Raw genomic sequence first — 18,753 nt, 5'->3', positions numbered from 1 at the left:
TGGGCGAAGTCGGCGTACTTGCCGGTGCCGACCAGCAGGCGCGAGCGGTAGCTGCGGCCCGCCAGGGTGAGGTTATCGTCGCGGGCGTCGGCGGGGGGGGCCATGGCGGTCATGGAACTGCTCCGGAATGCGGGTGGGGCGGAAAAGCGGGTAAAGGGCGCGGGTTGGCCGGGGCCGGGTGGGGCGTGGTGGGCGGATCAGCCGCCGCCCACGGCGACCACGATTTCGAGCACGTCGCCGTCGGCCAGGCCGGTGTCGGCATGGCGGCCCCGGGGCACGATCTCGCCGTTGCGCTCCACGGCGATGCGCTTGCCGGTGAGGCCCAGGTAGTCCACCAGGCCGGCCACGGAAAGGGGGGCGGGAAAGCTGCGGGGTTCGCCGTTGACGGTCAGTTGCATGGGCGGAAAGGGCGCGGGGCGCCGCGAATGGATGGTGTGGCGCGTGAAGCGTGGAATGCCGGTCGCACGGGCCGGCGAGGTGCAAGGGTAACGCGCGTTGCCGGCAGGCGCAGCGCCGAGAGGCCGGATTTTAGCACTGCGCCGCCCCGGGCCGCGCCCGGCCGGGGCGGCGAGGGCAGGGGAACGGCGGTGGTGGCTATAATGCGCCCTTTGCCTTTTCTCCTTCTTTCGGAGCATCCATGCGCGCTTTCGCACCTGCCCTGCTGCCCGCCCTGGCTGGCGCCCTCCTGCTGGCCGGCCCCGCCGCCCACGCCGCCGAGACGGTCAAGGTCGGGGTGATCGCCTCCAGCACCGGCGTCACCGCCGTGGTCGGCATCCCCCAGAAGAATACGGTGGCCCTGCTGCCTACCGAAGTGGCTGGGGTGAAGATCGACTACACCGTGCTCGACGACGCGTCGGACCCGACCAACGCGGTGACCAACGTCAAGAAGCTGATCTCCGAGACCAAGGTGGATGCCCTGATCGGCCCGACCACCACCCCGGCGGCCCTGGCCATGCTCGACTTCGTCGCCGAGGCCCGGACGCCGCTGATCACCACCGTCGGCTCCGCGGCGGTGATCGAGCCCATGGACGACAAGAAGCGCTGGGTGTTCAAGACCACCCAGAACGACAGCCTGATCGCCGACGCCCTGGTGGCCCACATGGTCAAGACCGGCATCAAGACCGTCGGCTTCATCGGCTTCAACGACCCCTACGGCGAGAACTGGTACAAGTCCTTCGCCGCCCTGGCGGAAAAGCACGGCATCAAGCTGGTGGCCAGTGAGCGCTACACCCGCACCGATCCCTCGGTGACCGGCCAGGTGCTCAAGCTGATCGCCGCCCGGCCCGACGCCGTGTTCATCGCCGCCACCGGCGGCCCGGCGGTGCTGCCCCAGGTAGCCCTTGCCGACAAGGGCTACAAGGGCAAGGTCTACCAGACCCACGGCGTGGCCACCAACGACTTCATCAAGCTCGGCGGCAAGGCGGTGGAAGGCACCCTGATGGCCGGCGGCCCGATGCTGGTGGCCGACGACCTGCCCGCCGGCAACCCGATCAAGGCCGTGGCCCAGGGCTACATCAAGAGCTATGAGGCCAAGTACGGCGCCGGCACCACCTCCACCTTCGGCGCCAACACCTTCGACGCCGGCCTGCTGCTGCAAAAGGCCATTCCCCTGGCGCTCAAGGCCGGCAAGCCGGGCAGCGAAGCCTTCCGCGTCGCCCTGCGCGACGCCCTGGAAAAATCAAAGGAAGTGGTGGGCGCCCAGGGGGTGTTCACCATGTCCCCGGCCAACCACAACGGCATGGACCACCGGGCCCGGCTGATGATGACCGTGAAGAACGGCAAGTGGGTGGCCCTGCACGAGTAAGCCCCACTAGGCCTCGGGCGGTGCCCGGGATCGCTCCGCTACTGCCGGAACCTCCGCGCCAGTAGCCGGTCTTCAGCCATCCATGCCGAAATGGCGCGCCGATAAAGGCGCTCCAAGGTGATGGCCTGGAGATCGGCTACTGGCGCGGCGTTTGGCGGGGTGCCATTTAGCGCGATTTAGCCCTGCATCGCCGCCACGGTCTTGCGGAAGCGGGCCAGGGCGGCAAGGAAGAAGACGGTGCCGATCAGGGCGATGGCCAAGAACTGGGGCCACACCACGTCCAGCCCGGCGCCCCGGTAGAGGATGGCCTGGGCGAAGGCGACGAAGTGGGTGGTGGGAGCCGCCAGCATCAGGGTCTGCACCAGCTCGGGCATGGATTCCCGGGGGGTGGTGGCGCCGGAGAGGATTTGCAGGGGCACGATCGCCAGGATCAGCAGCAGGCCCATCTGGGGCATGGAGCGGGCCACGGTTGCGAGAAAGATGCCCATGGCGGTGGTCGAGAACAGGTGCAGGGCGGTGCCGCACAGGAACAGGGCCAGGGAGCCGGAGATGGGCACGCCGAGCACCCCCTTGACCACGAACTGGAGCGACAGGCCGGTGGCCGCCAGCACCACCAGGCCGTTGGCCCAGACCTTGGCGCTCATGATCTCGAAGGGCGTCAGCGGCATCACCAGCAGGTGCTCCAGGGTGCCGTGCTCCCGTTCCCGGATCAGGGCGGCGCCGGCCAGGATGATCGACAGCAGGGTGATCTGGTTGACGATCTCCATCACCGAACCGAACCAGGCGCTGTCCAGGTTGGGGTTGAAGCGCATGCGCGTCGTCAGCCCCGCCGGCAGGGGCTCGGCCGGCCGGTTGTGGCGCAGGTAGCCGCCCACCTCGTTGTTGACGATGGTCTGGATGTAGCCGGCGCCGATGAAGGCCTGGCTCATCTGGGTGGCGTCGATGTTGAGCTGGATCAGGGGCGCCCGGCCGGCGTTGAGGTCGCGCTGGTAGTGGGGGGGAATGTCGAGGACGAAGGTGTAGCGCCCCTGGTCCAGGCCCGGGTCCATGTCGGCCAGGCCGATCCGTTGCGGGACCTTGAAGCGGGGCGGCTGGAGGGCATCGGCCAGGCGGTGGGAGAGGGGCGACTGGTCCTCGTCCACCACCGCCACCGGCGCGTTGTGCAGCTCCATCGACACGGCGCTGCCCACGGCGTAGATGCCGCCGGTGAAGGCCCAGACGATGAAGGCCAGCATCAGGGGGTCGCCCTTCAGGCTGCGCAGCTCCTTGATGCCCAGGTTGAGGATGTTGGCCAGGGTGCCGCCCAGCCCGGTCGTTCCGGTAGCCATGTCAGTCCCCCTGTTTGCGCAGCAGCAGCACGCTGGCGACGGTGAACACCGGGATGAAGGCGGCGATGGCCAGGTAGAAGGGGGTCAGTTCTGCCAGCCCCAGGGCCTTGGCGAAGGTGCCCCGGGAAATCAGCATGAAGTAGGTGGTCGGGTAAAGCTGGCCGAATACCGCCCCGGCGCCTTCCAGGGACGATACCGGGTTGGTCAGGCCCGAGAACTGGATGGCCGGCAGCATGGTGGCGATGGCCGTGCCGAACAGGGCGGCGATCTGGGTGTGGGTGAACGACGACATGAGCAGCCCCAGGCCGGTGGCGGCGGTCAGGTAGAGCACGGCGGCCAGGGTGAGGGCGGCCAGGCTGCCTTTCATCGGCACGTCGAAGACCAGTACCGCCATGGCTACCAGGGTCAGGTAGTTGATCAGGCCGATGCCGATGTAGGGCAACTGCTTGCCGAGCAGGAACTCGATGCGGGTCACCGGGGTGACGTAGAGGTTGATGATCGAGCCCAGCTCCTTCTCGCGCACCACCCCCACGGCGGTGAGCATGGCCGGGATCAGGATCAGCAGCAGGGGGATCACCGCCGGCACCATGGCGTTCAGGCTGCGCACCTCCGGGTTGTAGCGGTAGCGCACTTCCAGGCCGCCGCTGGGGGCCAGGACCGGCGGGTTGGGCAGGCGTGCGCGCAGGCTGTTCACGTAGGCGTAGTGGGCGGCCTGGACGTAGCCGCGGATGGTCTCGGCCCGGTAGGGCATGGCCCCGTCGATCCAGGCGGCCACCTCGGGCTGGGCGTTGCGCCGCAGGTCGCGGCCGAAGCCGGGGGGAATCTCGATGGCCAGGCTCAGCTCGCCGGCGCGCATGCGCCGGTCCATCTCGGCCTCGCTGGCGATCGGCGCCCGGGTGATGAAGTAGCGGGAACCGGCGAACTGCTCGGCGTACCACTGGCTCTCCTGGGTCTGGTCCCGGTCGAGCACGGCGTAGGGCAGCCCCTCCACGTCCATGCTGATGCCGTAGCCGAGGATCAGCATCAGCAATGCCGTGCCGAGCAGGGCGAACACCAGGCGGATGCGGTCGCGGCGCAGCTCCAGGGTCTCCCGGTAGGCGTAGGACAACAGCCGTTGCAGGCTGAAGGCCGGGGGGCGCCGGTGATTGTTCTGGGATGGGGGCGCGGAAGGAGGGGCCGGCGGTGCTGCGGCAGCAGTGGCCTTGGCCGGTGCGGCGGCAGCGGGTGGGTTGGCCGGACTGGCGGAAGCGGCGGTGGCGGCTTCCAGGTAGGCGATGAAGGCGTCTTCCAGGCTGGCGGCGCCCCGGGCGGCCACCAGGCCCGCCGGGGTGTCGCTGGCCAGCACCCGGCCGGCGTGCATCAGCGAGATGCGGTCGCAGCGCTCCGCCTCGTTCATGAAGTGGGTGGAGATGAAGATGGTCACCCCGTCGTTGCGCGACAGGTCGAGCATCAGTTGCCAGAAACCGTCCCGGGCCACCGGGTCCACCCCGGAGGTGGGCTCGTCGAGGATCAACAGGTCCGGGCCGTGGATCACCGCCACCGCCAGGGACAGACGCTGGCGGATGCCCAGGGGCAGGCTGTCGGCCTTGGCCTCCCGGTAGCCGGCCAGGTCGAAGCGCTCTTCCATGGCCGCCACCCGGGCGGGAATCTCGGCGGTCGGCAGGTGGAACAGGCGGGCGTGCAGTTCCAGGTTCTGCCGCACGGTCAGTTCGCCGTACAGGGAGAAGGCCTGGGACATGTAGCCGACCCGCTTGCGCACCCCCAGGTCCCGGGCGTCGATGGGCTGGCCGAACAGGCTGGCCTGGCCGTCGCTGGCCGGCAGCAGCCCGGTCAGCATCTTCATGGTGGTGGTCTTGCCGCAGCCGTTGGAGCCGAGGAAGCCGAAGATCTCGCCGCGCTCGATGCGAAAGCTGACCCGGTCCACCGCGGTGAAGTCGCCGAAGCGGCAGGTCAACTCCCGGGCCTCGATGGCCACCTCGTGCAGGTCGGCGCGGCGCGGGCGCAGCGCCAGGCGGTGGTGCCCGTCGCGCTTGTCCGGCGGCAGCAGGGCGATGAAGGCCGCTTCCAGGGTGTCGGCGCCGGTGTCGGCCTTGAGCTGTGCCGGGGTGCCGGTGGCCAGTACCCGGCCGGCGTCCATGGCGACCAGCCAATCGAAGCGCTCGGCCTCTTCCATGTAGGCGGTGGCCACCACCACGCTCATGCCCGGGCGGCGGGCGCGGATGCGCTCGACCAGTTCCCAGAACTGGCGGCGGGAAAGGGGATCGACCCCGGTGGTCGGCTCGTCGAGGATGAGCAGGTCCGGGTCGTGGATCAGGGCGCAGCACAGGCCGAGCTTCTGCTTCATGCCACCGGACAGCTTGCCCGCCGGCCGGTCGGCGAAGGGGGCCAGGCCGGTGCTCTCCAGCAGCTCGGCGATGCGCTGGCGGCGCTCGGCCTCGCCGTGGCCGAACAGGCGGCCGAAGAAATCCACGTTTTCCCGCACCGACAGGGTGGGGTAGAGGTTCTTGCCCAGGCCCTGGGGCATGTAGGCCACCCGAGGGCAGACCGCTTCCCGGTGGGCGTCGTCGGCCATGTCGCCGCCGAGCACCTGCACCGTGCCCTGCTGTACGCCCTTGGCCCCGGCGAGTAGGGCCAGCACGGTGGACTTGCCCACCCCGTCCGGGCCGATGAAGCCCACGGCGCAGCCCGCCGGCAGGGTCAGGGCGATGCCGTCCACCGCCACGGTGCGCCCGTAGCGGTGGCTCACCGCCGCCAGGGTGGCGACGGCGGCGTCCGTCGTGCCGGCCGGGGCGGTGGCGGGGGTCATTGGGGCAGGTGCACCGCCAGGTGGTCGGGCCACTCGCCGCCGCCGGCCAGGCGCACGGTGGTGACCCCGGGCAGGCCGGTCTTGACCTGGGCGATGTGCTCGCGCAGCAGGTCGGGGTCGATGCGCGCCTTGACGCGGAACACCAGCTTCTGCCGCTCCACGGCGGTTTCCACCGTCTTGGGGGTGAACTGGGCCTCGCTGGCGACGAAGGACACCTTGGCCGGGATCACGTACTGGGGCACGGCGTCGAGGACGATGCGCGCCTCGGCGCCAATGGCCAGCTTGCCCACCAGGGTCTCGGGCAGGAACAGGGTCATGTACACGTCGGTCAGGTCGATCAGGCTGACCACCTTGCCGCCGGCGCCGAGCACCTCGCCGGGTTCGGCCACCCGGTACTGGACCCGGCCGTCCCGGGGCGCCACCAGCACGCTGTCGGCCTTGTCGGCCTCCAGCCGGGCGACGGTGGCCTTGGCCGCCTCGATGGCCGACTTGGCCTCCACCACCTGGGAGCGGGCGGCAGCGATGCCGGACCTGGCTTCCACCACCTGGGCCTTGGCCGCTGCCAGGGCGGCGGCGGCGCTGTCGCGCTTGGCCCGGTCGGCGTCGACCTTCTGCGGAGTGATGAAGCCTTTGGCCACCAGGGTCTGGGAACGGCGCAGCTCGCCTTCGGCAAAGGCCAGTTCGCTGCGCCGCTGGGCCACCACCGCCTCGGCCGCCGACTTGGCGCTCTCGCGCTGGGCCACCAGGGCCTGGGTGGTGGCCTGGGCGCTTTCCGCCTGGCGCACCTGGGCCTGGGCCTGCTGCAACTGGGCATCCAGAGCGTCGGTATCCATGCGCGCCACCTTCTGGCCGGCGGTGACGAAGTCGCCCTCGCGCACCAGCACTTCCTTGACCCGGCCGGCGGCCTTGGTGGAAACGTCGATCTCGGTGGCCTCGATGCGGCCGTTGCCCTGGGCGAAGCCGGGGGGGAGGGTGGGCACCTGGCGGGACTGCCAGATCAGGAAAGCGGCACAGGCGGCCAAGCCGGCGCCGCCGAGAGCCCAGAGTTTGCGGGTATTCATGATCTTGTCCTGAACGTGTGGTGATGCGCCGCGGCGGGTGGGCGGCGGATCGTTCGCAGGCTCATAGTTTGTCATGCCAAGCCTATTCCCGGCCAGGCGAATGGTGCTTGATCCAGGGCAAGCACCGGGCCGGACGTGCGTCCGGCCAGGGCGATCAGGGGAATAGCAGGGGCAGCAGGATGGCGCCCCACACCCCGGCCAGGGTGAGCAGGGCGAGCAGCACCGCGGCACTGCCCAGATCCTTGGCCCGCCCCGACAGCTCGTGGCGCTCCAGGGACACCCGGTCCACCACCGCCTCGATGGCCGAATTGAGGACTTCCACCACCAGCACCAGGCCCAGGGTGAGCAGCAGCAGGGCCCGCTCGGCATGGGTCACGGGCGCCGCCACGGCCACGGGTAGCAGCACCAGGGCGAGAAGGATTTCCTGGCGGAACGCGGCTTCCAGCCGCCAGGCGGCCTTCAGCCCGGCCCAGGAATTGCGGGCGGCGGCGATGAGGCGGGCGAGGCCGTTGCCGGTGACGTAAGGCGTTTCCTTGGGCGAGGTCATGGTCGGTGGCGAGGCGCTCGACAGAAACGGACCGGAGAAGAAGCGGTGGGGAAGGTATTGGGTGCCGCGTGGGATGGAGCGGGCGAAGGGAACATCATCGTGTTCCCAACTCGTTGATTGATAACGAGTTTTCCGCACTCGGCGAACCGAGATGGACATAATTATGGACTGAAAAACCACGCTTGGTCAACGCGCGCTCCGAGCAAGTCCAGTGCGAGCCATGGACAGCCAGCAGTAGCCAATGTACCCGAGCGCTCAACGTCACGAGGCCGGTTCATCTCCCTTTGGCAGGAACTCCTCGCGGGCGCGCTGCAGAAACCGCTTCATGGGCTCAGAGGGTTCGGCGCTGCGGCGCAGCAGGTAGGTGGACAGCATGGGCGGCGTGCCGGCCAAGGGGCGAACGGTTATGTCGGGGCGGTTCAGGGTCTGCACCTGCGAGGCAATGGCGAAACCTAGGCCATAACCGGCACCGACCAGAGTCAGCATCACGCCTAGGCTCGTCACCTGATCTACCAGCTTGAGCGGCTTGGACGCACCTTGAAGCACCGCCTGGATCTGGTGGTGGCAGCCCGATCCCGCGTCCGGATGGCACAGTACCAACGGAAACTTCAAGGCTTCATCCAATGGCACTTCCGCGTGCGCCAACAAGGGGTGGCGCACGGGCACGATCACCGACAGAGGATCGGTCCACACGGGCTCGGCGACAAGGCCTTCGCTCACCGCGTCCGACAGCGCAAAACCGATGTCCAGCAGATCGTTGTGCAGGCCCTTGAGCTGCTGCGCGAAAGGCAGCTCGAAGACGCGAATCTCCAGTTCGGGCTCTTCCTCGCGGCTGCGCGCCAGCAAGGTGGCAATGTGGGGCTGCGCCAAGCTGTCGCAGATGGCGATGCGCAGATAACCCTGATAGCCCTGCGCCGCCGCCTTTGCGGCACTCACCGCCTGCTCCACGGTGGCCAGCACGCGCCGGCACTCACCGAGGAACACTTGACCGGCCCAGGTCAGTCGCGTCTGGTGCGCGCTGCGGTCGAACAACTGCACGCCGAGCGTGGCTTCGAGATTTCGCATTGCGCGCGACACAGGCGATTGTTCTACGCCAAGGCGCTCGGCCGCTCGCGCGAAATGCAGTTCTTCCGCGACCGCAACGAAATAGCGCAGTAGTCTGAGTTCCAATGCGGCCTCCTGTTTGCCTCGTTCCTGGCCTGCGTCCACCTCATGCGGATTGCGCCTCGCTTTCTCCTTCGATGATTGGCAAGAGGTTCCGGCGTTGCATGCTTGTAAGCGGCCGGCCATCCCACCTTGGCTAGGCATCGGTGTGGGATGCCGCTAGATTGGCTATCGGAGGTTCAGGATGCGCCGGGCACCGCTGAGCACTATCAGCGCAATGACTGCGCCAATCACGAGGTCAGGGTACGAGGAGCCCGTCCAAGCGACCAAAACACCAGCGACTATCACCCCCGCGTTTGCGATCACATCATTCGCAGAAAAAATGTAGCTTGCCGTCATGTGGGCGCCCCGATCCCGCTTCTTGGCGATCAGCACCAGGCAGGTGACGTTGGCGATCAATGCGACCAGCCCGATACTCATCATGAGCATGGACGCCGGCTCACTTCCCACAACTGCCCGCCGAACGACCTCCAAAAGCGCGCCAAGCGCAAGCACGACTTGCAACCAACCAGCGATGTGCGCTGCCTTCATCTTCAAGGCGGCGGCGCGGCCCACCGCATAGAGCGCCAGTCCGTAGACCGCCGCATCGGCGAACATGTCAAGCGAGTCCGCTATGAGACCTGTGGACTGGGCGATCAGGCCAACGATCAACTCAAAGACAAACATCGCACCGTTGATAGCGAGCAGCAGCTTTAAGGTCCGAGCCTCAGAGGCATTCCCCTCTGCGTCTGGGGCCGTAGACTCGTCGCTTTGCACGCTGTCCAACACTTGCGCGCCGAGGTTGAGAGGGATGAGACGGCCCAGCAGCTCTTGCGTACTTCCCCCATGCTGCACGGTGAGTACACGGTCCTTCAGATCGAAGTCCAGTGCCGCAACAGCCGACGCATCGGCCAGCGCCATCCGAATGAGATTCTCCTCCGACGGGCAATCCATCTTCGGCACGGAGAAACGCGTCTTCCACTGCCCGCCTTCGGTGCGCCTCTCGCTTGTCAGCAGAACCGCACCCAAGTTCAGGGGCGTCAGCTTCTGGGCGATCCTGGCGGGCTCGCCCGAGTGCACCACCCGGAGCTGCCGATGGGCCAGATCGAAGGTCATCGGCCCAACCCCGGTCAGACCACCCAGCGCCATGCGAATGAGGTTCTCCTCGGAGGGGCAGTCCATTCCCGGAACTGAAAATGTGCTCTCCACGGAAGCAATGGCGCTTGGGGCCTCGTCGACCGTCTGCGAATTGCAACTGCTCGAGCAGCTACTGCTTTGACATGTACTCATGTCCCGTATTAGAAACCCTCAAGTAGCTGTAGAGTCAAGCGGTAGGTAGGCAAATATGAAAATCGGTGAACTATCGTCATTGGCAGGGTGCTCCGTTCCCGCGGTGCGCTTTTATGAAGCAGAGGGCCTTCTGCAGGCGCCCCTGCGGGCCGCCAACAACTATCGGCAATATGGCCAACAGCATGTCGACAGGTTGGCCTTCATCGTTCGGTGCCGCTCGCTGGACATGTCGCACGACGATATCCGGGCTCTGCTGCAGTTGCAGGACGACCCCGCCATGTCCTGCGACGAGGTCAATGCCTTGCTAGACGATCAAATGCGCTTGGTAGAGCAGCGAATCGCCGAGTTGCAGGCGCTGCGCAAGCAACTGCGTGCCATCCGCAGTACCTGTGCGGGAGGGGTATGCGTTGGCGATTGCGGTGCACTTGAATCGCTGCGCAGCGCCACTGGGGCAAGCTGGCCAACCGTTCGCTGAGCGGAGCCTCAAATAACGACATTCAGCTCGGTGCGAACCAACGATGCGGTAGCAACTCGTGAACCAGGCTAACCCGTTGCGTCGGCAAGCGAGCCAAAACGTCCTTGAGATACGCATAGGGATCATGCCCATTGAGTCGTGCTGACTGGATGAGCGTCATGACGGCTGCTGCCCTCTGACCAGCTCGTAGGCTGCCCGCAAAGAGCCAGTTGTTGCGGCCAATGGCAATCGGCCGAATCTGGTTCTCGATCCAGTTGTTGTCCACGGGCAGCTGTCCGTCATCGACGAACCGGGTCAAAGCCTCCCAGCGCCGCAAGCTGTAGTCCAGCGCTTTGGCGCTTGCCGAGCCTTCCGGCACCTTCTGGCGTTGCAGCACCATCCACTGGTGCAAGGCATCAAGCAGCGGCTTCGTTGGTTTGGCGCTGATCGGTCGCAATCTCCTTGACCTCACGCTCGATCTCGTAGACCCGCGCGAACTGCTGCAGCGCGACCTCGGCGATCTGGCTTTGGTTCGCCGCGTGCAAATCGAAGAACTTGCGCCGCGCGTGCGCCAGGCAGCCGACCTCGGTCACACCACTTGCGATCAAGGCCTTGTAGCCGCTGAAGTCGTCACAGGTGAGGCTGCCTCTCCAGTCGCCCAGGAAGCGCCGGGCGTGTTCGCCCGAGCGCGATTCGCAGAAGTCGTAGACGACCGCCTTGATGTTCTCGAAGGCGCCCGTGGCATAGGCCCATAGGTACGCCCGGTGCGCCTTGCCGTTGCCCGGCTTGAGCATGGACACCGGCGTCTCGTCGGCATGCAGCACGCGGCGCTGCAGCAGCTCTGTCCTCATGGCGTCAACCAGTGGCTGCAACTGCACGCCACACGAGCCCACCCATTGCGCCAGCGTGGAGCGGGGGATGGCTAGGCCGGCGCGGCCGAAGATCGCTTCCTGGCGGTACAGCGGCAGGTGGTCGGCGTACTTGGCCACCAGCACTTGCGCCAGTAGCCCAGTGGTAGGGATGCCTTTGTCGATGATGTGAGGATCGACAGGCACCTGGTGAATCGTCTCGCACTGGGCACAGGCCCACTTGCCCCGGATGTGGCGCTCCACCGTGAACACGCCGGGCGCGTAGTCCAGCTTCTCGGCCACGTCCTCGCCGATGCGCTTCATCTGGCAACCGCAGGCGCAGGTGGTGGACTCGGGCTCGTGGCGGATCTCGCGCCGCGACAGGTTGGCCGGCAGGGGTGCGCGTTTGGGGACTTGCTTGTCTTGGCGGCCTGCCACTGGCGGCGTGGCCTGCTCGATCTCATCGGCCACCGCCTGCAGGTCCTCATCCAGCGATTCATCGAGCAGGCTCTTCTGCTCGGCGCTGAAGCGCTCCGACTGTGCGGCGAACTTCATGCGCTTGAGCAGTGCGTTCTCGTGCGTGAGCTTGTCGATCTGCGCCTGCTTGAAGACCGCCTCTTGGCCCTGGCGTGCGATCACGCCGTCTCGCTCGGCCAGCTCACCCATCAACGACAGCAGGGCCGCTCGCATCTGCTGCGGCTCCAGGGTGTCAAGGTGGTCTGCGGTGATCACGGGAGAAGATGATGCGGCTAACATCACATTCGCGCATCGGTGCAAGCGCTGATTGCCTGGCCAACGACCGGAGCACTCAAAGTACAGTGATGACTCCAGCCTCGCCGACGTTCTTCCAGGGCAGGCCCAGCACGAGCGCATCGAACTGCGTTCGGCTGAGTGTGGCGGTGGTGGCGGCATCGCGCGGCCAGACGAACTTGCCGCTATTCAGGCGCCGGGCCGCCAGCCAGACACCGATGCCGTCGTGCACCAGCACCTTCATGCGGTTGGCTCGTCGATTGGCGAACAGATAGGCGTGGTGTGGGCGCGCTGCGCCAAAGACAGCCACTACCCGGGCGAGCGCCGTCTCGGTGCCTGCTCGCATGTCCAGCGGCTCGGTGGAGAGCCACAGCGCATCAATGCGGATCATCGGAGCCAGTCGCGCAGCCACGCTGCACATGACGCTGCATCTTCCAGGGGCCAGTTCACGGTGACTACGCTGGCGCTGCGCCGAACATCAACGCGAATCGCACGCGACACGGGCGGCGAGCTGGTCTCGGTTGCTGGGAGCTGTTCAACTGGTGGAGGCAGATTCAGCGCAACGAACTCATTCCGGGGCGCTGGCAACAGGGAGTCTGCTTGCTCGCGCATCCAGCGATGAACGATGTTGGCGTTGATTCCGTGTGCAAGCGCTACGCCGGCCACTGACGCGCCGGAGACCTGGCATTCGGCCACGATCTGGCCTTTAAGTTCCGGGGAGTAGTAGTGCCGCTTGGGGCGCTGGGCGATCGTGTCGTTCGCCATAGTGTGCGTGATGTTCATCGTGCACACGATGCCTCGACACTGGGTCTATCTCAAGATGGGATTGCCGGACGCTTACGCATGCTTGCCTATTCGGATAGGCAGATCGCATCCGAAAATTACGGAGGTTGAGGCGGAACGCTACCTGGCCGAAGAGACCTGAGAACCTCAATCGCCGCGACGCTGCACTACCGCCTGATCCACAGGTTCAGTTCAATCAATTCCCGGGTTGCAGCTCCACACGCACCTCGCGCGATTTGCCGGCCCGTTCCACTGACAAGACCACTACATCGCCGACCTTCCTGTCGTCTAGCCGCGCGAGCAGCTTGGCCACATCGTCCGTCGCCTTGCCATCAACATCGATGATGAGGTCGCCCGGCACGATGCCTTGCGGCGTGACTTCGACACCCGCGAGCCCGGCTTTGTGCGCTGCCGAGCCGGGGGTGACACGCAGCACGAACACGCCCTTGCTTCCCGTCAGCGCAAGCAGGCGCTGATTGAGCTGTTCGTCCACCTCGATGCCAAGCGCCGGGCGGATGTATTTGCCGGACTTGATGAGTTGCGGCACTACCCGCATGACGGTGTCCACCGGCACGGCAAAACCGATCCCAGCCGAGGCGCCGGAGGGGCTGTAGATCGCCGTGTTGATGCCGATAAGCCGCCCGGCCGAATCGAGCAGGGGGCCGCCCGAGTTGCCGGGGTTAATGGCGGCGTCGGTCTGAACCAGGTGATCAATGGCCGGGCCGCCCGCTTCTCCCGGTAACGAGCGGTCGAGCGCGGAGACGATGCCGGTGGTGAGCGTCCAGTCCAGGCCGAAGGGGTTGCCGATAGCAAAGACCTTCTGTCCCACCTTGAGGTCGGCGCTGGTGCCGAGCGGCACGGCAGGCGGGCGTTTGAAGCCGACGCCGATCTTGAGTACGGCGATGTCGTGTGCTGGGCTCGTCCCCACCAGTGCGGCCTGGTAGTCGCGGCCATCGGCGAGTTTGACGGTGGCTTCGGACGCGCCCTGGATGACGTGGAAGTTGGTGACGACGTGGCCGGCGTCGTCCCAGATGAAGCCCGATCCCGTGCCACGAGGCACGGAGAAGACATTGCGCGTCCAGACGTCGCGCACCAGCTGCGCGGTGGTGATGTAGACCACCGAGGCGCGTGATTTTTCGAACAGTTCGATGGTGGCCTTTTCGTCCGCTGCCAAGTCGCCGCGCGCCGTCACGGTGCGTTCTGCCGCCTCGCGCGGAGTGAACCATGCCTCGATGGCGGGCAGGAACTGCCACAGCAGCATGAGCGTGGCAATACAGGCGGTGATGAAGAGCCAGCGCCGGATGAAGGGATCCGGTGCGGGGCGTGGGTACGGGTCAGGGTAGGCCATGAGAAGTCTCCTGTTGATAGACAATCAGCGCCATAGCCCGCTCGGGCGCCAGCGCGGCGGGCGCGGCGTCACAGCGGATTCCGGCAAGAAATGGGGCGCGTGAAACGGCAAGGCTGTTGCTGGTCCAGGCGCCAACGTCAGCAGGCGTGAGATGCGATCTTGCGTTGCCGGATGCGTGCGCAACCAGGAAGGCTCGGGATTGCCCCATCCCGGCCACAGCCAGGCACGCCAGGAGCGACTGACCCGCTCGATCTTCGCCAGCGCGGACGCCAGCCCTTGCGGGTCGCCGGTCAGTTCGGCCGCGAGGCGGTCAGCGTCGAACTCACGCACGCGAGACAAGCCGAGCTGTGCGAGCAGGGCCAGCTGGGGCGAGGCGGTCAGCAGAAGCAGTCCAGGCCAATTGACCGCCACCGCGCCGGCCAGCAGTGCGGGCAAGCTGAACACAATAGCGATCTGTCCGACCATAGCCAGCAGGCTCGTGAGGCGACTGACGGAATCCGCCAGCCCCATGACACGCAGATCCTCATTAGCGATGTGCGCGACCTCGTGCGCGAGCACACCCGCCAGTTCGCGCGAACTCAGGTTGCGCAGCAGGCCATCGGTGAGGGCGATCGATGCATGCTGCTTCGAGCCGGTGGCGAAGGCGTTGACGACGACACTGGGCACGTAGTGCGGCACCGGCGTGGCGGGCAAACCGGCACGGGCGGACAGTTCGCGCAACATGGCCCAAATCTCGGGGGCTTCGTGCGGGTGCAGTGCCCTCGCGCGGTACAGGCGCAGGGTCAGCGCCGACGCGGCTGCCGGCTCGAGCAGCAGCGCGCCTGCAACTGCAAACAGCGCGAGCCACAGGCCGCTTTCCCCGAACAGCAGGCTTCCTGCGGCGGCTGCGATCCCGACCAGGGTCAGGATCAACAGCCCGGTCTGCAGGCGGTTGAGCCAGCGGTGTTGCAACAACGCCGCGCGCGGGTCATTGGGATGATGACGGATCATGCTCAGATGTCTCGGCGGCGCGGTCGTCGCGCTCGCGCAGCAGCCAGTAAGTGGCACCGAGCGCCAGTGTGGCTCCTGCAAGCGCGGCGATCTTGCCAGGGCTCGCCTCGGGGTCGAGGATCACGAACTTGCGCGCCAGCGCGATCAGGCCGATGAGGATTACGGTCTTGACCTGGATGATGCTGTCCCGACGCAGCGCCACGCGCACGATGGAATGCTTGAACTCCATCGCGATCAGGAGCGTCATGGTGGCACCGAATACCAGCTGAAAAACCTTATGATCCAGTGGATTCAGTGCATCCATGACGAGCAGCGTGAAGACGTGCCGAATCAACTGAATCAGCGAAATCACAATCACCATCGACATGACGCCCGACAGCGTGATGACAACAACCTGCTCGAAGCGCTCGTAAACCGTCATCAACCGCCACTGGGAGCGCATCTCGTCAAGGGCCGTGTGGCCAGATTCTTTATGCATAAGCGTTGCTCTCTCTTTCAATGAAACGTTAATGGAACGGGGAGTCCGAGAAGACGACTCGATTACACCTGGATTGCCGAGGCAATTGCGAAGGCACCCAGCGCATAATGTCCTGCGCGCCCGTGGCGCCGCCGATGGGTGGATCAGCCTCTTGCACGTCAACCCTTTGTCCCATGCATGGCATCAATCCGGCTTCTGGTCTGGCGGCAGCAATCCCAGCAGATCCGCCTGCAAATGTTGCAACTTGTCGATGCCAGCCCTCAATGCCTCGACACTGCCGGCATTTTTCATTTCACTCAGGGTGTGCGCTAACTGCTGGATGCTCTGATGCAGGGCATCGACCTGATCATCAGGATCCTTGCCGAAGAACGTAGGGCGACCACTTTGATCCCGCCAGTATTGGAGTGTTTCGGATTGAGGAGGCACTTGGGTCTTGCCTGACAGATAGTCGATCATCTGGGAAATCCAGACCCGGTGGTCGGCGTATGTGAACGGCACGGGCAGCGCGGCGCGACTGTCAGGTTTGAATCCCTTCCAGGATAAGGGTACCTGCCAGGTGTGTAGCCATTGCTCGAATTCATGCACCGGCATCGGATGCCCGATGGCATAACCCTGGCCCCACTCGCATCCCAGACGCAGCAGAATTTCTCCATGCTTGATGGATTCGACTCCCTCCGCGATGCAGTTCCTGCCAAACGACCTTGCCAGTGCCAGTAGCGCATCCAGGATGGCGATATCGTCCGGGTCCTCGAGCATGTCGCGTATGAAACCTTGGTCGATCTTGAGCAGGTACGCGGGCAGGCGCTTCAGATAGGTAAGCGATGAATAGCCGCTGCCGAAATCGTCGAGGGCAAAACGCAATCCCATCCTTTCGCACAGCGCCATCGACTGAGACACTTGAACGAAGTCCTCCACGGCGCTGGTTTCGAGGATTTCCAGTTCAAGGTCTTGCGGTTGGGCGCCGGGATGTCGTGACAACATACCCCGTAGATGCATGATGAAGTCCGGTTGCAGCAAATGCCGCGCACCGATATTCACGCTGATCGGGACATGAAGGCCGGCCTTGCGCCAAACTTCGATCTGGGTCAGCGCAGCCTCGATGGTCCATTTCCCCACGTCAATCCCGAGCGGATGGTTCTCAATGATGGGTATGAAGGAGGCAGGAGATAACAAGCCACGCGTCGGATGTTGCCAGCGGATCAAGGCTTCGGCGCCCAGCACCTCACCGGTGCGCATGTTGACCTTAGGTTGGAAACAAAGCAGAAACTGCCCATTGGCAAGTGCATTCTTTATGCTGTCAAATCCTTCGTGACGGGTGCGCAGCGTACGATCCTTCTCCGTATCGAAAACGTGATATCGATTCTTGCCGGCTTGCTTGGCACGATACATAGCCTGATCTGCCTGCCGCAGCAGTTGGTCGGCGTCGATATCTTCGCCTTGCGGGTAGTAGCTCACACCGATACTCGCGCTCACCTCGCACAGTGCGTCACCAATCGGTACGGGCTGCGCAGCCACCTCGATCAGGCGATCAAGAATCGGTACGCTGATGGAAATATCCGGCAGGTCGACCAGAACAGCGACAAACTCATCACCACCAAGACGGGCCAAGGTATCGCCTTCGCGCAACACCTGCGTCATACGCCTGGACAGGACGGACAGCAACTTGTCACCGACTGCGTGGCCGTGCTGGTCGTTGACCTTCTTGAATCCATCCAGATCGATGAAGACAACCGCCAGGTGCATGCCACGCCGACGTGTCTGACGAATGGCCTGCTTAAGGCGGTCTCCGAGCAATAGTCGATTGGGCAAGCCGGTGAGCAGGTCGTAATGAGCAACGCGTTCAAGCTGTTGCTGGTTCTCCTTCAGCGCCGTGATGTCGGAAAACATGGCTGCGTAATGCTCGATATGGCCCTGCATATCCGGGACTGCACTGATCGTCAGCAGCGCGGCAAACTGACTGCCGTTCTTGCGTCGGCACCAGAGCTCTCCGTGCCAATAGTCGTGCTCACGCAGAGCCTGCCAAACGGTCTGATAGAACCCATCGTCATAGCGATCAGACTCGAGCAGACGAGGTGTCTGACCCATTACTTCCTCCCGCGCATAACCAGTGATCACGGAAAACGCCCGATTGACGTTGACAATGTGGCCTTGAGCGTCCGTAACGAGGATGCCCTCTCCTGCGTGCTCAAAAACTTTAGCCGCAAGGCGAAGCTCTTCCGCGGATCTTCTGCGTGAGGTGACATCATGGATATAGCCGTGCCAGAGGATGCTCCCATCAGGCATGGCTTCAGGCGACGCCTCGCCTTCGACCCAGATCACCCGACCGTCTGGAAACTGCACTCGGTACTCGTCATGCCAAAGCGCGAGTGACTGCCCCGACGCCTGTATGGTTTCATGCACACGGTCGCGGTCTTCAGGATGGAGCGCAGCGAACGCAGGAGCGGCATCATCAACAACATCCTCCGGTGCAACCCCGTATATTTCCTCTATCCTCGCGCTGGCATAAGGGAAGTGCGAGCTGCCGTCCGGACGAAGACGGTATTGGTAAAGCATACCGGGAACGTGGCTGGCCAACTCTTCTCGCTGTCGGCGTATAGCGTTCAGCGCCTGCTCGACCCTCTTGAGATCAGTGATGTCCTCTACCGTCCCGTCTGCCGCTCTGGGCTGACCAGAGGCGTCGCCCTTGAATGTTGCCCGCAGGTGTATCCAGCGAACCTGCCCTCCGCTGACGATGCGATACCGCAGATCAAGGGACTTTCCGCACATGGCAGCATCCCATGCCCTATCGAAGAGGGGGCGGTCTTCAGGGTGAATACACTGCAGGAATCGCTCGAAGGCTATTGGCGCACCAACATCCAGGCCGAGCACGCGGCAGGCTTCATCGGAGCAAGTGAGGAGTTGCGAGCCAAGATCGAGATGCCAACTGCCAAAATGGGCATTCTGGTTAATCTGGCCACAGTGTCGGGCTGAGATTTGAGGCGTCTCGTTCAAAGGTGACGCTCCTTATGGGTGAAACAGAGGTTCCAAAGTTTCTGCAACTGGGAACGCATTTCGTCAAAGATTGTGTGGTTGGGTCGCTATGCATCGCGGCTACGCACTTTCTTCAAGGATCGAACAACTGAT

The 18,753-nt window shown here is 64.9% G+C and carries 15 protein-coding genes and 1 pseudogene; 2 read left to right on the top strand and 14 right to left on the bottom strand.

All coding sequences use genetic code 11. From position 1 onward, the window contains the following. Positions 1-197: 197 nt before the first annotated feature. On the bottom strand, positions 198-398 hold the full coding sequence (gene thiS, locus LWW89_RS09020; RefSeq protein ID WP_293263653.1) for a sulfur carrier protein ThiS: 201 nt from the start codon (positions 396-398) through the stop codon (positions 198-200). A 239-nt stretch (positions 399-637) separates the two neighbouring features. Here thiS and LWW89_RS09015 point away from each other — a divergent pair, with 239 nt between their 5' ends. Beyond that, positions 638-1,804, top strand: a complete 1,167-nt coding sequence (locus LWW89_RS09015; protein WP_293263652.1) for an ABC transporter substrate-binding protein — start codon at positions 638-640, stop codon at positions 1,802-1,804. A 176-nt stretch (positions 1,805-1,980) separates the two neighbouring features. On the opposite strand, the gene LWW89_RS09010 is transcribed toward LWW89_RS09015, so the two are convergent. From LWW89_RS09010 to LWW89_RS08985, 6 genes are all read right to left on the bottom strand, one after another. Continuing rightward, positions 1,981-3,132 (bottom strand): ABC transporter permease, encoded by a 1,152-nt coding sequence (locus LWW89_RS09010; RefSeq protein ID WP_293263651.1) that lies wholly within the window; start codon positions 3,130-3,132, stop codon positions 1,981-1,983. Between the two features lies 1 nt (position 3,133). Further along, a complete protein-coding gene (gene rbbA / locus LWW89_RS09005; protein ID WP_293263650.1) occupies positions 3,134-5,938 on the bottom strand; it encodes a ribosome-associated ATPase/putative transporter RbbA in 2,805 nt (934 codons plus the stop codon). Beyond that, positions 5,935-6,999: an HlyD family efflux transporter periplasmic adaptor subunit gene (locus LWW89_RS09000; RefSeq protein WP_293263649.1), complete on the bottom strand. Its 1,065-nt coding sequence runs from the start codon at positions 6,997-6,999 to the stop codon at positions 5,935-5,937. Before LWW89_RS09000 ends, rbbA begins: the two co-directional genes overlap by 4 nt. 154 nt (positions 7,000-7,153) lie before the next feature. Further along, positions 7,154-7,546 carry a diacylglycerol kinase gene (locus tag LWW89_RS08995; RefSeq protein WP_293263648.1) on the bottom strand — a complete coding sequence of 131 codons (393 nt, stop codon included), beginning with the start codon at positions 7,544-7,546 and terminating at the stop codon, positions 7,154-7,156. A 261-nt stretch (positions 7,547-7,807) separates the two neighbouring features. Continuing rightward, entirely contained in the window at positions 7,808-8,716 is a 909-nt protein-coding gene (locus LWW89_RS08990) for a LysR family transcriptional regulator (RefSeq protein WP_003141085.1), read from the bottom strand. Between the two features lie 162 nt (positions 8,717-8,878). Then, positions 8,879-9,979 carry a cation transporter gene (locus tag LWW89_RS08985; protein WP_077446928.1) on the bottom strand — a complete coding sequence of 367 codons (1,101 nt, stop codon included), beginning with the start codon at positions 9,977-9,979 and terminating at the stop codon, positions 8,879-8,881. 55 nt (positions 9,980-10,034) lie between these two features. Here LWW89_RS08985 and cadR point away from each other — a divergent pair, with 55 nt between their 5' ends. After that, a complete protein-coding gene (cadR, locus tag LWW89_RS08980) occupies positions 10,035-10,454 on the top strand; it encodes a Cd(II)/Pb(II)-responsive transcriptional regulator (RefSeq protein ID WP_010791743.1) in 420 nt (139 codons plus the stop codon). Positions 10,455-10,476: 22 nt separating this feature from the next. On the opposite strand, the pseudogene LWW89_RS08975 reads toward cadR, so the two are convergent. From LWW89_RS08975 to LWW89_RS08945, 7 genes and pseudogenes are all read right to left on the bottom strand, one after another. Further along, a pseudogene (locus tag LWW89_RS08975) lies at positions 10,477-12,013 on the bottom strand (IS66 family transposase). A 76-nt stretch (positions 12,014-12,089) separates the two neighbouring features. Continuing rightward, positions 12,090-12,422, bottom strand: a complete 333-nt coding sequence (gene tnpB, locus LWW89_RS08970; protein ID WP_003121550.1) for an IS66 family insertion sequence element accessory protein TnpB — start codon at positions 12,420-12,422, stop codon at positions 12,090-12,092. Next, positions 12,419-12,814: a transposase gene (locus LWW89_RS08965; RefSeq protein WP_006217728.1), complete on the bottom strand. Its 396-nt coding sequence runs from the start codon at positions 12,812-12,814 to the stop codon at positions 12,419-12,421. The genes tnpB and LWW89_RS08965 overlap by 4 nt, the downstream gene beginning before the upstream one ends. Positions 12,815-13,010: 196 nt before the next feature. After that, entirely contained in the window at positions 13,011-14,162 is a 1,152-nt protein-coding gene (locus LWW89_RS08960; protein ID WP_023093178.1) for a trypsin-like peptidase domain-containing protein, read from the bottom strand. Between the two features lie 24 nt (positions 14,163-14,186). Continuing rightward, positions 14,187-15,152, bottom strand: a complete 966-nt coding sequence (locus LWW89_RS08955) for a zinc metalloprotease HtpX (RefSeq protein ID WP_023093177.1) — start codon at positions 15,150-15,152, stop codon at positions 14,187-14,189. Next, positions 15,130-15,630 carry a phosphate-starvation-inducible PsiE family protein gene (locus LWW89_RS08950; RefSeq protein ID WP_023093176.1) on the bottom strand — a complete coding sequence of 167 codons (501 nt, stop codon included), beginning with the start codon at positions 15,628-15,630 and terminating at the stop codon, positions 15,130-15,132. Before LWW89_RS08950 ends, LWW89_RS08955 begins: the two co-directional genes overlap by 23 nt. 183 nt (positions 15,631-15,813) lie before the next feature. Then, a complete protein-coding gene (locus tag LWW89_RS08945) occupies positions 15,814-18,621 on the bottom strand; it encodes a GGDEF domain-containing phosphodiesterase (protein ID WP_031656219.1) in 2,808 nt (935 codons plus the stop codon). Between the last annotated feature and the right edge of the window lie 132 nt (positions 18,622-18,753).

Origin of the sequence: Oryzomicrobium sp. (assembly GCF_021287045.1) — a bacterium.
Lineage (GTDB): Bacteria > Pseudomonadota > Gammaproteobacteria > Burkholderiales > Rhodocyclaceae > Oryzomicrobium.
The sequence above is the reverse complement of the archived record's forward strand: the minus strand, read 5'-3'. Positions and strand labels throughout refer to the sequence as shown.

Excerpts from the sequence above, each read along its gene's own strand:
- LWW89_RS09015 (WP_293263652.1), top strand. The coding sequence starts at position 638 with ATGCGCGCTTTCGCACCTGCCCTGCTGCCCGCCCTGGCTGGCGCCCTC.
- cadR (WP_010791743.1), top strand. The coding sequence starts at position 10,035 with ATGAAAATCGGTGAACTATCGTCATTGGCAGGGTGCTCCGTTCCCGCG.
- LWW89_RS08965 (WP_006217728.1), bottom strand. The coding sequence starts at position 12,814 with ATGAACATCACGCACACTATGGCGAACGACACGATCGCCCAGCGCCCC.
- LWW89_RS08985 (WP_077446928.1), bottom strand. The coding sequence starts at position 9,979 with ATGAGTACATGTCAAAGCAGTAGCTGCTCGAGCAGTTGCAATTCGCAG.
- LWW89_RS08995 (WP_293263648.1), bottom strand. The coding sequence starts at position 7,546 with ATGACCTCGCCCAAGGAAACGCCTTACGTCACCGGCAACGGCCTCGCC.
- LWW89_RS08950 (WP_023093176.1), bottom strand. The coding sequence starts at position 15,630 with ATGCATAAAGAATCTGGCCACACGGCCCTTGACGAGATGCGCTCCCAG.
- thiS (WP_293263653.1), bottom strand. The coding sequence starts at position 398 with ATGCAACTGACCGTCAACGGCGAACCCCGCAGCTTTCCCGCCCCCCTT.
- LWW89_RS09010 (WP_293263651.1), bottom strand. The coding sequence starts at position 3,132 with ATGGCTACCGGAACGACCGGGCTGGGCGGCACCCTGGCCAACATCCTC.
- tnpB (WP_003121550.1), bottom strand. The coding sequence starts at position 12,422 with ATGATCCGCATTGATGCGCTGTGGCTCTCCACCGAGCCGCTGGACATG.
- rbbA (WP_293263650.1), bottom strand. The coding sequence starts at position 5,938 with ATGACCCCCGCCACCGCCCCGGCCGGCACGACGGACGCCGCCGTCGCC.
- LWW89_RS08960 (WP_023093178.1), bottom strand. The coding sequence starts at position 14,162 with ATGGCCTACCCTGACCCGTACCCACGCCCCGCACCGGATCCCTTCATC.
- LWW89_RS09000 (WP_293263649.1), bottom strand. The coding sequence starts at position 6,999 with ATGAATACCCGCAAACTCTGGGCTCTCGGCGGCGCCGGCTTGGCCGCC.
- LWW89_RS08955 (WP_023093177.1), bottom strand. The coding sequence starts at position 15,152 with ATGATCCGTCATCATCCCAATGACCCGCGCGCGGCGTTGTTGCAACAC.